This window comes from Bacillus sp. LQ01 (genome assembly GCF_057624735.1).
This window is the reverse complement of sequence record NZ_JBYEZL010000001.1, coordinates 781,494-797,211: the sequence shown is the minus strand read 5'-3', so window position 1 is coordinate 797,211 and position 15,718 is coordinate 781,494. Positions and strand designations below refer to the sequence as shown.

The window sequence follows — 15,718 nt, the reverse complement described above, 5'->3', positions numbered from 1 at the left end:
CGTAGCCTACAATTTTTTCAAATGGTATGGCAAACTAACGTATATAAAGTGAAACTTTAATCAGTGGGGGTTTTGTTCATCCGCCACTGATTATTAGCCCTCACCAATCGGGCTGCCCGGCAAATAGCGGGATAAAATAAAAAACTTTACGTTTAAACGTAAAGTTTTTAATAAGTTATACAACCAGCGATTACAATCCCAATTGAAAGCGATAAAAACATAAGAAAAAGACCGACTGCTTGATTATCTTCTTCGAGACTTTTGTTTATATTAAAGCGTGGTGTAAGCCACTCAGCTAAATAAAAGACGATAATTTGAGCCAAAATCCCAACTGCTCCCCACGAAATCATATCAAGAAGTGAAATTGAATTAGCTGCTGTCGAATATAAAACGATAGCTAACCCAAGTAATCGCCCTCCAAGCACATAGCTTACCGCCTTATTACCTTGAGCCATTAACTTAAATTCCTTAACTTTCGTTGTCACTTCCATCAAGAACAGACCAATACATAAAAGTCCAAGTGTTACTGCTAAATATAATAAAAAATTAATCATTTTTCCCCCTCCTTTTTATACCTACCGGTAAATAGTACGATTCATTTCCTGTAATCTTTTCTCCCGCGCGAATACCGATACTACTCGCTTTTCCAGCAATTAAAAAAGAACCAAACACATAGGACAGTTTCTCCATCCCTTTTTCTGTTTCCAAGGATACGACTGGCAGTTCTGTATACTTTTGAAATATCGGCAGTGCAGTTTTATACGTTTGATGTGCATTTTGAAGCATAATATTTTCATCCTTATCGCGAATCGTAATTGTATCTCCTTCTCTACCAAATGAAGGTTTTTGAACGAAAGAACCTTTTCCTAAAAATAAATCTGGTTCTAAATATGTAGGTAACATATATTCTTTAATCCACTGTTGTTCCTCGTTTGTATAAAAGACCTCTTCTTCTGCTAACCCCCAAATAAGACACTGAATTGATTTTGGCTGAAGTAAAAATGCTGACAAAGGATTTATTATAAAAAGCTTTCCGGCTTTTACAAGTTGCAGCAGTTCCACACCTACCAAATCTCCTGTTTCAGGATCTTGATCCTCAATTAAATCTTCTATCGGATATGTTTGGCGATATAAAACATCAATCTTCGCCCCATCTTTATCAACTAGAGCATCTTTTGTAATTCTAAGTTCTGACATTGGCACTACTTTATTTTCAACATGGCATAGCTGACTTAAATACATAGTGGTATTCCAATCCTCGATATGTTCATGATGTGCTGTAAAAACAACATTTGGATTATCTAATCCCTTTGTCGCTTCCATTACTGCTTTCGTTACACCAGAAGATAGCAATCGTTCTTGATCCGAGTTTGGATCATCATAGCCTAGATTTTCACATACTTTCCCATTCATTTGAAAACATTCCACAATAAAAGTTGGTGTATCACTATTAAACTCAAGCATTTTGATTTTGTTATCCTCTGTTACAGCAAAATCAAATCGCGAAATTACAGATTCAGGATAAAGCCCTTTCATTCTAATGAATGATAAACTCGGGGATGGAAAGCCAAGATCTAGAAGCTGTTCGTCACTTAGATTACGCAGCAGTCTAGCAGTCTTAAAAAATATTTTGCCCATTCGTTCAGTTGCTAAGTGTAATTGGTCCAAAGTCTGATTTGTTATAGAAAAAACATGAAACAAACTATACTCACATTCATATAAATCCGACCAAAAATTCGGATATTTTAAATAAAATTCTTTTCGATCCCTTATGTATTGCGACATATTTTAGCCCCCAAATCCTCCCTTTGAACCGCTTCCAATTCCACCTTTAAATTCAGTAGACGATTGATACGATTTAAACGCCGATGAATTTTTAAAAGTGGATTTATTTTGATAGTATCGCCCACCATAGAAATAATGCCCACGATAACCTGAACTACTATCATCACACTGCCATACCCCAAGTTCATCATCCCAATCCCAATCAGAACAACTATTATCATTCGGTTTTGGGGGAAGATCTTGTGCGCAACCAAATAAAGTGCCAGTCATTAAAGACGTTACGACACCACCTACTAGCCATTTCGTTTTTGTCACCTTCGCACTCCCCTTTTTAAATTCTATTCCTATTATATAGGATGGCATGATAAAGTAGAAGAAAAAGGAAGAAGAGGTATAAAATGCGCTTAGAATATCGACTTAATGATGAAACGAAAGGGTATCCTGCTTTATGGAACTACGCCAATATTTCTAATTCTGAAATTATCGCACGCATGACTTGTGAATATTTTATTAAAGAGAAAAATACTTATGTTGTTACTGCAACTTCGGTTGATCCAGACGGAACAGCAGTTATTTATATTCAAAAAGAAGTTTTCGCCAATGACCCTTCAGACCCTACATACTCCCACATCGGTTTTGAAATTAGAGAACTAAGTGAAACGAGTTCAAGCTTAGTAGATAGTCAAGATGTATGGAACTACGAAGAAATTTTACCATCTCTTCATTCAGATATTATATATATTCAGCGAGACGGCATTTCTATGGAATTCTCCTTGGATTCAAGAGAGATTGATGAAGACAGAAAGTGCTACATTTATTACGGAAACTTCACAGGTGAATCAAGATAATATTAATATATCTATGCAACAAAAAAACCTTACGTATAAAACGTAAGGTTTTTATATAGCCCCACATATGCCGTTCTCTCTAGATGTCCATAAACCTGCTCTCACAGGTGGATGCCCTCACAAATGTTTGTAACTTCCTTCTTAAAAAGATGGCATGTTAGCTACATTTAAATATTGAACTTCCATATTAAACTTATTGGTTTAAGACATGCATAAGCTACGTACACCGTAGGAATTTTATATAAGGTTAGTTGAAATAAGACCCCCGCACGTGCCGCTCCTCGTAAATGTCCAAAAACCCGCTACTCGCAGGTGGATGCCCTCACAGTTACCGTACATCTTCCTCCACAAGGAAGGCTTGATGATGGTCGCTAAATATTGAGCTTCCGTATAACTAACATCGGTTTTAGACATAAATAAGTTACGCACACCGCAGGATGTATTATTTACTTGTCGTTATATTATCACATTGTTTCCAATGTGTAAAATACAAAGTTTTTCGAGCAATCTCTTGCTTGTGACCTTATTTTAATACAAATTATTTTTGCATGCAAGTGATTAATCTTCTTCTTTTGCAATTTGATTTTCTGGATAAGAGATCCAATCACTCCAGCTACCTGCATACAATTTAACATTTTGGAATCCAGCCAATTTTAATGCGACGATATTTGGACATGCCGTAACACCAGAACCACAATATACAATGGTTTCCTTATCTTTCGACAGATTTTGGAATCGTTCTTGTTGCCCAGCTTTATTCTTAAATTGTCCTGATTGCAACATTCCATCCTTCCAAAAATGGTTTACCGCTGTTGGAATATGTCCTGCTTTATGATCGACAAGTTCCTCTACACCAGCATAACGTTTGGGCTCTCTTGAATCAATTAATGTAACATCCGCACCTGCACGGATATTCTCTCTGACCGTTTCCATCGTTACAAGCATATGATCTTGTATATTAGCTTTGAATGTTTTTCGTATAGCAACAGGAATTTCCGCTGTTGTCGGTAGTCCATTCTCTTTCCAAGCCTGGAAACCACCATCTAATATATATACTTTCTCATGTCCTACATAGTTACATAACCACCATAAACGAGCAGCATTTGCACCGGCTTGACTGTCATACGCAATTACTGTCGTATGTTCATCAATACCAGCCTTCGAAAGCTTGTCTGCAAACTCCTCAATATTTGGTAAAGGATGGCGGCCACCATGTTCTGCTATAGGACTTGATAAATCTAAATTCAAATCAAAATATAACGCATGAGGAATATGTCCTTCTTCATACTTTTCTCTACCCCAATTAGGATTCGCTAAATCAAAACGACAATCGATTATACGGACATTCTCATCTTCTATATGCTCACGTAACCATTCGACTGTAACTATCATCTTTAACGACCTTCTTTCTCTTTCAAACGACTTACATACTCCATAACCATTTCTTCTGTAACATATTTACGCTGCAAGGTAACACCATTTTTTGCAAGATCATTAATCTGCTTCGTTACAACATTAATGACATCAACCGAAAATTCTTTCCCATTTGACGCAAGAGATACGGCAGCTTCAATAGCTGCTTCACGCTGTGCATCTAATTGTAAACATGCTTTTACACTTTCATTTTGTTTACGAGAATGTGCTGTAATTGCTTTATGTACTTCCATCTTCTCTTCCCCCTAAATAGTTATACGTTTTTATTCAATTCCATTGCAAGCCGGATCATATCACGACATACAATCCCATTTTCAATAATCTCTTCTTCATAATGCTTCGAAAAGTAATCAAAATCAATAGAAAAAATACGAAATCCACATTTTTGATATAAAGCAAGTTGTGAAACACTAGAATTGCCTGTACCAACTTCAAGTTTTGACATACCATATCCTTTAGCAGTTTCTACAGCATGCCTTAATAGCTTCTTCCCAATCCCTTTTCCTTGCAAATGCTCTGCAACCGCAATATTCATGATTTCCATCGTCTTTGGCCTTGTTTCCAAAAGAACATATACACCGATAACGCTCCCCCCCTGCTTAGCTACGTATGTTAATCCTCTTTGTACATACGTAGCTATTTGCCGTTCACTTGGATCCGCAAGTAACAATAAAGCCTTCGGTATAGCCTCTTTTGGAATACGTTCTATTACAACAGACATAAAAAATTCCCCCTTCTCTATTGTTCTAAACCCTCCTTGTCTACCATAAATAATAGAAAGGAGGGATTCACCATGGACAACAATGAGAAAAAATGCAACGTCATCTCTATTGATGGAAAGAAGAAGAAAAGCGACACGTATTCCTATCCAAAATTAGTAGTTGAAAACAAAACATATGAATTTTCTTCATTCGTCTTATGCGGTGAAACACCAGATGGCAGACGACTCGTTCTTACTCATATGATTTCTACCGATGAATTTGCTGGATTTGTAAAATCTTTAGATACTGTACTTCAAAAGAAAATTGAACGAATCTTTTTCTCATAACGACTATATAACATAAATTTCTTTTTCAATCTCTACTAACTGCTTTTGCAATTGTTCTTTACTTTGTTCATATAGAGATACATCGATCGTTTCAGCCAATGCAAACAATATACTTTCATAATAGTTCATCACATCTTGCTGCATCACTTTTTGGAATAAATTCCACTTCATATCCCACTCTTGCTTATAATGATGAACAAATAAATGTTTTTCATCAGCTACATAGTTTGATACGAGCGGTTCTAATACAGATTTAGCGTCTTCTTGCATAAAAGCTTTGTCATTCTTTTCAAAAAAGCTTTTCTCATTTTTAAAATGTGCCAGTGCTTTTTTGAAATCTTTTATTTCAACTGAAGGGAACGGTTCTTTATGTGTAATATCTTTGTATTCATACTCCACTGTTCCATTCATAGAAATTGATTCATTTTCTACTTTACAGTTCACTACAATTTCATCCTTTGCACGCTTCATCGCTTCGTCTATCCATTTTTCAAGGCGTAATGATGTCGCACGCATTTCTTGTAATAAATCATGCTGAATAAATGCTACTAATTCCATAACACACTGTTGCAATTGTGTTTTCACATTTCCATCCGTTCGAAGTGATGCCGGATTAATAAATTCAGTAAACACATCATTATAGCGGAGGAATAGACGCTGTTGCACGTAATAAAGCAACTCTTTCACTTCATTTTGCATCGCCTGTTCTTCAGCAAGTACACTATATGAAGAAATGATATGAAGTAGTTGATCACGCTCTGCTTCATATTTTTTCGTTTGCTTCTCTTTCTCTTCATTCCCCTGCTTTGCACCCTTTATCATGTTTACTAAAAGCTGATCTGCCCCTTGCAACGCACCATATAGAGCATGCACAGAAACAAGCATTAAATCTCTCATCATAAAGGACGTAAATGATTCCTCAAACTTAGTAATCCCAGAGTTTTGTAAAATACCATACTTCTCTTTTTCAACATTCTTTCCTTGTTTCTCTTCAAGCGCACATAAACTTGAAATTGCAAATAAACGCGGATTTCTAATACCGTATTGCAGTAGCTGATCTGCGATATAACCTTTTACCATTTCAAGTTCTTCTTCAGACTCTGCTAAATCCGCAGCATTAATTAAGAAGAACATTTTATCAAGGGCAAAAGTATCCTTTACACGACCAAGCTGAATTAAAAATTCACGGTCAGCACGAGAGAATACATGGTTATAATATGTTACAAATAAAATAGCATCTGCGTTTTTAATATACTGAAATGCAACATCCGTATGGCGAGCATTGATAGAATCCGCTCCAGGTGTGTCTACAAGCGCTACTCCCTGCCTTGTTAAAGCACAATCATAATAAAGTTCCATATACTCAACGAAGCATGATTTCTCTTCATTCGCTACATAATCAGAGAACTCTTCTAATGTAACTTGTACTTGTTCTCCTAAATAAGTAGAAACTGCATCATACCCTTTTTGTACCGCTCGTAAAAAGCTAAATGTTGTTTTTTGCTTCCCAGTTGGTGAAGGATATTTCATAACTTTATCAATTTGTGCTAACGCTTCATCTAACGTAGCAATCTCATAATGAAACAGCTTATAAACAGCTTTCATATCTTCTAATAACGCTTGCTTTGATTTAAACTGAACAATTACTGTTCCATGTGGTTTTTCCTCTGTAACCGGCAAAATTTGATTAATCGTTGCCGTCGTCGGGTTTGGTGATACAGGAAGTACTTTCTCACCGAGTAAGGCATTGGCAAATGATGATTTTCCAGCACTAAATGCCCCGAATAACGCTACTGTAAATTGTTTTGTTTCTACACGTCTTCTTTTCTCTATTACCTCTTGCTGTACATGTTTCAGCGCTGGCAATGGCTCTAATATCGTTTCAGCTTTTTTCACTTTCTCTAATATCCGCTGAATATTTAAAGCCGCCGTTCCTTTCAGCTCTTCTTCATGAATCGCTACGTTATCGTTTACGATTTCCTGCTCTTGTAGTGTAAATTTCTCACTAACAATTTGCTTTTCCCTTTGCAATATCTCATCTATTTGCAAACCTTCAGGCGTAGCAACATGATCGTGCCAAACATTTCGTAAATAGTCTTCATATGCCGCCAAATTGTTATTGTATTGTAATTGTGTTTCTTTCGCCGTTTGCAACATCGTATATGTTTCAATCTCTTCTTCAATACGAGCAACTGCTTCCCTCACCTTTTGCTTTAAAACGACCGCACTTTTATCAAAAATTTGCTGTGCTTTTATAAAATAACGCTTCTTTAGTTCATTCGCTACATCCGCTGTATAAAGAAGTAAGTAATCACCTGTGAAACCTGCGCCTTGTTTAATTACCTCAGCCAACATTTCTGGTCCGAAAGCAATTTCTAACCCATATATGTCTTTCCCAATTTCCTCCGTGAACAATCCTTCTTCTTTTAAGAAGGCTACAATAAATTCCTTCACATGAAAATCAAGCTGCGTTTCAACAGTCTTTTGAAGGGCAGAATAAAACGCCTCTACACGCCTTTGTTTTTCTTGCTCCGTCTTTCCTTTCGCAAATAGCAAACCGACTTTAAACTTTGTTAATTTCGTTTCTAAGTACGCATTTGCCAATTCTCTCATTTCAAATGGCATTAAATACGCGTTATCTAATATAGCTTGTAGGCCTTTTATAAATTCATTTCTCACATGAGACTCTTTACTTGCCTCACGATTTTTCGCTTCCGTTAACTCTTCCTTCTTTTCAACTACCTCTGAAATAGAAAGTGGTGATGCTAACTCTTCCTCATATTTCAAAAGAGCTTTTTCATTTTCAGAAACAATAAACGAGAAATGTTCCCCCATTAAATATTCTGTTTCTCGCTCCATTCCAGTCCTTACATACTGCTCTTTTTCTTTCATAATAGAAGTAATTAACGTTTCTAAGCTTCCAATTTCATTATGTGGATGGTTCATCATTCGTAATGACGTATAATATACTCCATCTACTTCAATATCCCAGTTAGAGAACGATTGCTTTACACTATCTTTATAATTCTCAAACGACAATTCATTTTCTTTATGTTTATCTATTTGATTGACAACGAGATAAACCGTTTTATTACGTTGTTTCAATTCTTTAACAAATTGCAAATTCACTTCCGATTGGACGTGATTATAATCCATCATATAAAAAATTACGTCTGCTAGATGTAGCGTTGATTCTGTCGCTAATTGATGGGCATCATCTGTTGAGTCAATCCCTGGTGTATCTACTAACATAACACCTTCAGGAATTGGCGCATCATTCCGATAAATGTGAACACCAATTACCTCATCACCATCTTTACAAATTTGTTTTAATTCTTCAGCTGAATATGCACCGTCATACTCGTACTGTTCTCCAGATTTAACCGTTACAACAACACGATCCATTCCTTTTTCAATTTTGACAACGTTAGCGCTTGTCGGAATTGGACTTGTTGGTAACAACTGCGCTTTATATAGATGATTCATCATCGTTGATTTCCCTGCAGAGAAGTGACCACAGAACGCTATCATAAGCTGTTCTTGTTTATATTTTTGAATCACCTCAAACAACTTTAAACTATTCTCTGCATCGCCGTGTTTTTGCCACTCTTCATAAAAACAAACAAGTTTTTTCATACCGTTTGTCTGTACTATGTTTGTCATCCCCTTGTTCCCCTTTATCCAAGATGTATATACTTTTTCCCGCTAATTGCGAGCTCATAACCAGTGAGAGTTACACCTACCCATTGATTACAGTTTCACTTTACTATCATACTAAATTTTCAGCATATTCTCATTAAAAATAAAAAATCCCTTTCATTCTTTTTACAAATGAAAGGGATTTTATGTCATATCACTCATTTTGCTGTTCCTACTCCATTTAAAACATACTTCGCAATAACTGCATATACAGCGACTGTACCTGCTACTAATGCATATACCATACTGATGCACCAACCTTTTTTGATAATGATTATCACTTTTAAATACATTTTATCATTAAAGAGAATCATTATCAACACTTTTCATAAAGAAAGCCCCTTATAAGAAGGAGCTTTACTGCCTGTTTTGAAAAAGGTTAAAACTTGTTGTGCACTCTTATTATATCTCATCCTACATAACTTAACAGTTTAAAAAAATGGAAATATCCCCTATCCCCTCCATCTTACATTTTGTATAATAAAAGGGAATTACTTAACAAGGAGGAAAAAAATGACACAAAATCTCACACAAGGCGAGAGGATACACTCCATTGACATTATTAGAGGAATAGCTGTACTAGGTATTTTTCTTGTGAATTGGCCTGTTATCGCCGGAGTTGACTCACGTGATGTTTCAGGAATTTATGAAGGGATAGACAGCTACATTCGCCTATTTTACGATATGTTTATTCAAACGAAATTTTATACAATTTTTTCGTTTTTATTCGGATTAGGTTTTTATATTTTTATGAGTCGTGCTGAAGCGAAAACAGATCATCCGAAAATTTTATTTGTTCGCCGCTTACTTATTTTATTATTATTCGGTTTCTTACATTACGTTCTTTTATGGGACGGAGACATTTTACATACTTATGCGATTGCTGGATTTTTCTTATTTTTATTTTATAAGAGAGAACCTCGGACTATTTTAATATGGGCTATCGTTTTATTGAGTATTTTTCAATTCATTATGCTAATGGCTGGTATTACAGTTGCATTGGTACCAAAGGAAGAGCTAGGTTTTTCCTTACCTATCATGCCATTAGAAGATTGGCTGTCACAAATACAAAATCGTTTCCATGCATTTTACGCTGATGGAATTGGATTAAATTTACTTATGCTTCCAGAAACAGTTGGGCTATTTTTGCTTGGTTTATACGCCGGCAAAAAGGATATTTTCCGCCGCACGAAAGAGTTAGATCTAAAACTTAAAAAATGGCAAATTATTATGTTCCTTTTAACATTACCAATGTGGTTCTTCATGGTCCGTTACTTCTTATCAAAACCATTTTATGAACCAATTTATATGCAGGTCTTTACAATGTTTAGCGGAAAAACGTTATTCATATTCTACATTTTCACGCTAATGCGTTTATTACAAAAAGAAAAATGGCAAACGTTATTACGTCCATTCCAATACGTTGGACGAATGGCATTAACAAATTACATCTCGCATACAATTGTTACATTACTTGTATTTGGTCTATTCCTTAAAAATTATTATCCTGCTCCATTATGGGTTGGACCAATATTCTGCATTAGTTTCTACACGTTACAAATCTTTATTAGCCGCTGGTGGCTTTCACATTACCAATACGGGCCACTTGAGTACATTTGGCGTCTTGGTACGTACGGGAAAATAATGCCACTTAAAAAGAAAAGCAAGGTCTCATAACGAGACCTTGCTTTTTCACGCTTCTCTTACTGCACTTTGCATAGATACTGGCTCTTCTTCTACTTTCACTTTGCGCTGTGGCACCATATTAAATACGATATTTAAAAGTACTGCTGACGCACTTCCAAGTACAATTCCGTTATCTGTTAAAATACGAATGCTTTCTGGAAGTTGTGAAAATAATGTAGGAACGACTGTTACGCCAAGCCCAATTCCGACAGAACATGCAACGATTAATAAGTTTTCTTGTTTACCAAAATCAACGCTACTTAACATTTTAATACCATATGCCATTACCATACCGAACATTGCTAACATCGCACCGCCCAGTACTGATTTCGGAATGATTGTTGTAATAGCTGCAATTTTTGGAATAAATCCAAGAACGATTAACATACCACCGCAAGTATAAATAATAACGCGATTTCTTACTCCAGTTAATTGAACAAGTCCTACGTTTTGAGAGTATGTTGTATATGGGAACGCGTTGAAAATGCCACCCAACACCATCGCTAATCCTTCTGCGCGATAGCCTTTTGTTAATTCTTTTTCACCGATTTTTTTATTGCAAATATCAGATAATGCAAAGTATACACCCGTTGCTTCTACAATCCCTACGCAAGCAACTAAAATCATCGTAATAATTGGTGTTAATTCAAATGTTGGTGTACCGAAGTAAAATGGTTGAATACCGTGGAACCAATCCGCCTCTCCAACCGCTTGCAGACTTACTTTCCCCATAAACGCTGCAACGATAGTACCGAACAATAAACCTAGCAAAATAGAGATTGAACGAATAAATCCGTCGAAGAAACGATACATAATGATGATAAATAGTAACACACCAAATGCTAATGCTAAATTTTCAAGACTACCGAAATCTTTACTTCCTACTCCTCCAGCCATATCATTAATTGCCGCTGGAACAAGTGTAACTCCAATTACTGTAACGACAGATCCTGTTACAACAGGTGGAAACAGTTTTACAAGTTTTCCAAATAATTTCGCAAAAATAACAACGAATAACCCAGCAGCAATAATTGCTCCATAAATTGAAGACACACCGTATTGTTTTCCAATCGCAATCATCGGTCCAACCGCTGTAAATGTACAACCAAGCACAACGGGAAGTCCTATACCGAAAAAGCGATTTGATAGTGCTTGTAAAATTGTCGCAACGCCGCACATTAATAAATCAATTGAGACTAAATATGTTAACTCTTTTTGATTCAAACCAAGTCCACCGCCCACAATAAGCGGAACGATAATTGCTCCAGCATACATTGCAAGCATATGCTGCATACCAAGCGATGCAATTTTAAATGGATGCTGCTTCATCGTTTATTTCACCTCCGCAGTTTCTTGCTGTACAAATGTAACTGTGCCGTTATCAAGTGATGCAATTTCTGCTAGTGATTCAACACGAACGCCTTGTTCACGAAGCTTCTTTCCTCCATCTTGAAATGCTTTTTCAATAACAATTCCAATTCCTGCAATACTCGCTCCGGCTTGCTCTACTAAACTCATTAAACCTAAAGCAGCCTGACCGTTTGCTAAAAAGTCATCGATGATTAATACACGATCATTTTCATCGATATGATTTCGAGATAATGAAATTTCATTTGTTTCTTGTTTTGTAAATGAATATACGTTTGCAACGTACATATTATCTTGTAACGTTAACGATTTACGTTTTCGTGCAAAAATTACTTTTACACCAAGCTCTAATGCAGCCATAACCGATGGTGCAATGCCTGAAGATTCAATCGTCACGATTTTTGTAATGTTCTCTTCTTTAAAACGTTTAGCAAATTCTTTTCCGATTTCTTGCATAAGTACTGGATCAATTTGATGATTTAAAAAAGCATCTACCTTTAATACGTCACCAGATAAAACCTTTCCTTCGTTCAAAATCTTTTCTTGTAATACTTTCATGTTTGTTCCCCCTCTTATGCAATAAAAAAACTCCAAAAGCCGCCACCACTCGTTACAAGTGAGAGACGCGCTTTTGGAGTTTCGCAAAAAAAGAATGCTAAACAAGCAATTATATTCGTCCTCACTCATAGTCAAAGTATTTACGGTACTTCGGTAGAAACTTGCAGGCCATATCCCCGCGATTATATGAGTGTAGCTAACTATTTATTTTATAGAAGGATTATAACGTACTTTTTATGCTTTGAAAAGCATTTATCAAAAAACACGTACAAATTTTTAAAAACCACTATCTTTGTTCGAGTTTTGCAAACTCTTTCATTCCCAATTACAACTTCGTTAAAATGATTGGCCCATCTTTTGTAATCGCAATTGTATGCTCATATTGAGCTGATAATTTCCCGTCCATCGTTCGTACAGTCCACCCATTTAAATCTACTTTAGAATATCGCATACCTATATTTACAATCGGTTCAATTGTAATTACCATTCCTTCTTGTAACTGAGGTCCTTGTCCTTGTTTCCCAAAATGAAAAATTGCTGGTTCTTCATGAATCTCTTTACCAATCCCATGTCCCGTAAAGTCTCTTGCGACAGAAAAACCTTCATTTGTTACATAACTTTCAATTGCATAGCCAATGTCTCCTACATGATTACCAATTACCGCCTGATCAATCCCTTTATACAAAGCATTCTCAGCTACTAACAACAACTTTTCTGCTTCATCAGAAACTTTTCCAACTCTATACGTCCAAGCAGAATCTGAAAGACCCCCATTTAAGTTTACTACCGTGTCAATTGTTACAATATTACCCTCAGTTAAAGGAACATCGGCCGGAAACGCATGACACATTTCATCGTTTACAGATGCACATATCGCATATGGATACCCGTTGTAACCTTTCTGTTCAGATGTGGCACCATGCTTTTTTAAATACATTTCAACAAACGTATCAATCTCTTGTGTCGTTATACCTGGCTTTATCATTTTCGCAATTTCTTTATGACATGAAGCAAGTAATTTTCCAGATTCATGCATCAAATCTATTTCATTTTTCGTTTTAATTGTAATCATACTACCTCTACCCTTCCTTGCTAAACCTACTATTTGCTACTAAACTTCTATCATACACACCCTCTACCAAAATTTCAAAACTCTCAATTACAACAAGTAAAAAATATGTATCATATATTTCTAAATTAAAATAAAAAAACAGAAGATCCCTCTGTTTTTTAATCACGTTTACATATATAGTTCATTTTCAAGAACTCAAAACAACCACCATTTGTTTTCTGTATAAACGTTCCAATCGCTTCAAACCCTGCCCTTTTATACACTTTAATCGCTCTCTCATTAAATGTAGCTACTGATAGTGTTATATACTTGCATCCGTATTTTTCTTTACTAAAAGCTAGTATAGCGTTTATAAACTGTAAACCAAATCCGTTCCCAGTTATATTAGGTCTCATTCCAAGACCTATATCAACCGTTCCATCATTTATTTTACAAACAGTAAAATAACCAATGAGAGTGCCATTTTCCTTCACAGAAAATGTATGATTCCCTCTACTCTCATTATGTAAAAACTCAGTTAAATCTTCTTCATCCGCCTCTATATCGTAAAAGGAATATTCCCCTTCATAATGCCAGTTATATGCAATTTCTTCTGCTTCTTCTTGCGTCATTACTGTATATGTATAGTTCATTTTTCTATCCCCCTTTAAAAAAAGAGCTGCAAGTAAGCAGCCCTTTTTTATAACTCATAAATCTCTCTATACTTCGTTTCTAAATAATCGGCTAAATAGTTTGCGTTTAATCCTTCGCCTGTCACATCTTCTAAAATTTCAAGTGGCTTTTTCGTTTTACCGTATTGGTGAATATTTTCTGTTAACCATTCACGAATTGGCGTTACGTTTCCTTCTTCTAATAATGCATCAAAGTTCGGAATGTCTTTTAACATTCTTTGCTTAAATTGCGCTGCATACATGTAACCAAGCGCATAAGATGGGAAGTATCCAAATGAGCCACCAGCCCAGTGAACATCTTGCAATACACCTTGCGCATCATTTTCCGGACGAATTCCTAAATATGCTTGCATCTTATCATTCCAAGCTGCTGGTAAGTCCTTCACTTGTAATGTACCATCAAATAATTCTTTCTCTAATTCATAACGCACCATAACATGAAGCGGGTATGTAAGCTCATCTGCTTCTATACGAATGAATGACGGCTTCGATTCGTTAATTGCATCATAAAATTCATCGACTGACATATCATCAAATTGACCATTGCTATACTCTTTTAATAAATCATAATTTTTCTTCCAGAATGATTTATTACGGCCGATAAAGTTCTCAAAGAATAACGATTGTGACTCATGAATACCCATGGATGTTCCACTACATAACGGTGTACCTTCAAATTTCTCTGCAATATTTTGTTCATATACAGCATGACCACATTCATGAATTGTTCCAAACACAGCCATGCGGAAATCCTTTTCTTCATAGCGTGTCGTAATACGAACATCCCCTCTATTTAATGTAATCTCGAATGGATGTACTGTTTCATCAAGACGGCCTGCTTCAAAGTCATAATTCAATTGCTTTAATAGTTCTAATGTAAAGTTCTTTTGTTTTTCTTTTGAAAATTTTTCCGATAAAGCACTTGTTTTTAATCCTTTTTTAGACTCAGAGATTTCTTTTACAAGCGGCACGATGCGCTCACGAAGTTGACCAAATACGTGATCTAAAACTTCTACTGTAATACCTGGCTCATACATGTCTAATAATGTATTGTATTTATATGTTTCGTAACCCCAATATGTAATAAATTTCTTTTTAAATTCAACAATTTTTTCTAAGTACGGGCGGAACATTTCGAAATCAGATTTTTCGCGAGCTTCTTCCCACACACTCTCTGCTTTCGCTTCTAATTTCACATACGCTTCGTATTCCGCTTGTGGAATTTTCTTATTTCTATCATATTCTTTCCGACACTCTTCAACCATTTTCTTCGTCGTTTCAGAAAGTTTATCTTCACGTATTAAAGCTTCAAGCTCTGTTAAATAGTTCCCCATCTCATCTGAAGTCGACATAGCAAATACTTCGGATGAAAGCATACCAATTACTTCTGAACGCTGGTCTACACCTTTTTTAGGCGCCCCTGTTCTCAAGTCCCAAAACATTAAACTTAATGCTTCTCCGTAATTTTGTATCTTCTTCACATATGTTAAAAATTGTTTTTCTACTTCATATGTAGCTACTGTCATCGTATAAAAACCTCCCTTTTCTA

The 15,718-nt window shown here is 35.9% G+C and carries 16 protein-coding genes, 2 other RNA genes and 1 riboswitch; of the genes, 3 read left to right on the top strand and 15 right to left on the bottom strand.

Annotated elements, in window-relative coordinates:
* Positions 1–167: 167 nt before the first annotated feature.
* The 3 genes from AC22L0_RS04350 to AC22L0_RS04340 are packed head-to-tail and all read right to left on the bottom strand — an operon-like array spanning position 168 to position 2,100.
* Positions 168–554 carry a DUF350 domain-containing protein gene (locus AC22L0_RS04350; protein WP_000606857.1) on the bottom strand — a complete coding sequence of 129 codons (387 nt, stop codon included), beginning with the start codon at positions 552–554 and terminating at the stop codon, positions 168–170.
* Positions 547–1,785, bottom strand: a complete 1,239-nt coding sequence (locus tag AC22L0_RS04345; protein ID WP_000084940.1) for a glutathionylspermidine synthase family protein — start codon at positions 1,783–1,785, stop codon at positions 547–549. The genes AC22L0_RS04350 and AC22L0_RS04345 overlap by 8 nt, the downstream gene beginning before the upstream one ends.
* Positions 1,786–1,788: 3 nt before the next feature.
* Entirely contained in the window at positions 1,789–2,100 is a 312-nt protein-coding gene (locus tag AC22L0_RS04340; RefSeq protein ID WP_000169031.1) for a hypothetical protein, read from the bottom strand.
* An 83-nt stretch (positions 2,101–2,183) separates the two neighbouring features.
* On the opposite strand from AC22L0_RS04340, the gene AC22L0_RS04335 reads away from it, so the two are divergent.
* Positions 2,184–2,633, top strand: coding sequence for a hypothetical protein (locus tag AC22L0_RS04335; protein ID WP_001235520.1), 450 nt, complete (start codon positions 2,184–2,186; stop codon positions 2,631–2,633).
* Between the two features lie 54 nt (positions 2,634–2,687).
* Here the strand turns inward: AC22L0_RS04335 and ssrS (AC22L0_RS04330) are convergent.
* The 5 genes from ssrS (AC22L0_RS04330) to AC22L0_RS04310 form a co-directional block, all read right to left on the bottom strand.
* Positions 2,688–2,871, bottom strand: a non-coding RNA gene (gene ssrS / locus AC22L0_RS04330) — 6S RNA.
* A 21-nt stretch (positions 2,872–2,892) separates the two neighbouring features.
* A non-coding RNA gene (gene ssrS / locus AC22L0_RS04325) (6S RNA) lies at positions 2,893–3,075 on the bottom strand.
* Positions 3,076–3,191: 116 nt separating this feature from the next.
* A complete protein-coding gene (locus AC22L0_RS04320) occupies positions 3,192–4,025 on the bottom strand; it encodes a sulfurtransferase (protein WP_000637566.1) in 834 nt (277 codons plus the stop codon).
* A gap of 2 nt (positions 4,026–4,027) precedes the next feature.
* Positions 4,028–4,300 (bottom strand): YpbS family protein, encoded by a 273-nt coding sequence (locus tag AC22L0_RS04315; RefSeq protein ID WP_000451818.1) that lies wholly within the window; start codon positions 4,298–4,300, stop codon positions 4,028–4,030.
* Between the two features lie 20 nt (positions 4,301–4,320).
* Positions 4,321–4,788 carry a GNAT family N-acetyltransferase gene (locus AC22L0_RS04310; RefSeq protein ID WP_000117686.1) on the bottom strand — a complete coding sequence of 156 codons (468 nt, stop codon included), beginning with the start codon at positions 4,786–4,788 and terminating at the stop codon, positions 4,321–4,323.
* Between the two features lie 72 nt (positions 4,789–4,860).
* On the opposite strand from AC22L0_RS04310, the gene AC22L0_RS04305 reads away from it, so the two are divergent.
* Positions 4,861–5,115 (top strand): DUF3931 domain-containing protein, encoded by a 255-nt coding sequence (locus AC22L0_RS04305; protein ID WP_000369740.1) that lies wholly within the window; start codon positions 4,861–4,863, stop codon positions 5,113–5,115.
* 3 nt (positions 5,116–5,118) lie between these two features.
* Here the strand turns inward: AC22L0_RS04305 and AC22L0_RS04300 are convergent, their stop codons facing one another.
* Entirely contained in the window at positions 5,119–8,778 is a 3,660-nt protein-coding gene (locus AC22L0_RS04300; protein WP_053514226.1) for a dynamin family protein, read from the bottom strand.
* Between the two features lie 194 nt (positions 8,779–8,972).
* Positions 8,973–9,128: a hypothetical protein gene (locus AC22L0_RS04295; protein ID WP_164970708.1), complete on the bottom strand. Its 156-nt coding sequence runs from the start codon at positions 9,126–9,128 to the stop codon at positions 8,973–8,975.
* Positions 9,129–9,327: 199 nt separating this feature from the next.
* Here AC22L0_RS04295 and AC22L0_RS04290 point away from each other — a divergent pair, with 199 nt between their 5' ends.
* Complete coding sequence (locus tag AC22L0_RS04290; RefSeq protein ID WP_061654664.1) at positions 9,328–10,491, top strand: DUF418 domain-containing protein; 1,164 nt, start codon at positions 9,328–9,330, stop codon at positions 10,489–10,491.
* Positions 10,492–10,506: 15 nt separating this feature from the next.
* Here AC22L0_RS04290 and pbuX read toward each other — a convergent pair whose 3' ends face one another.
* The 5 genes from pbuX to ypwA form a co-directional block, all read right to left on the bottom strand.
* Positions 10,507–11,829, bottom strand: coding sequence for a xanthine permease PbuX (gene pbuX, locus AC22L0_RS04285; RefSeq protein WP_000809223.1), 1,323 nt, complete (start codon positions 11,827–11,829; stop codon positions 10,507–10,509).
* A gap of 3 nt (positions 11,830–11,832) precedes the next feature.
* Positions 11,833–12,426: a xanthine phosphoribosyltransferase gene (locus AC22L0_RS04280; RefSeq protein ID WP_000866496.1), complete on the bottom strand. Its 594-nt coding sequence runs from the start codon at positions 12,424–12,426 to the stop codon at positions 11,833–11,835.
* A 108-nt stretch (positions 12,427–12,534) separates the two neighbouring features.
* Positions 12,535–12,636, bottom strand: a riboswitch (purine riboswitch).
* A gap of 115 nt (positions 12,637–12,751) precedes the next feature.
* On the bottom strand, positions 12,752–13,498 hold the full coding sequence (locus tag AC22L0_RS04275) for a type I methionyl aminopeptidase (protein WP_000628415.1): 747 nt from the start codon (positions 13,496–13,498) through the stop codon (positions 12,752–12,754).
* 158 nt (positions 13,499–13,656) lie between these two features.
* A complete protein-coding gene (locus tag AC22L0_RS04270) occupies positions 13,657–14,130 on the bottom strand; it encodes a GNAT family N-acetyltransferase (protein ID WP_087966032.1) in 474 nt (157 codons plus the stop codon).
* Positions 14,131–14,177: 47 nt separating this feature from the next.
* Positions 14,178–15,695, bottom strand: coding sequence for a carboxypeptidase (gene ypwA, locus AC22L0_RS04265; protein ID WP_087966034.1), 1,518 nt, complete (start codon positions 15,693–15,695; stop codon positions 14,178–14,180).
* Positions 15,696–15,718: the final 23 nt, after the last annotated feature.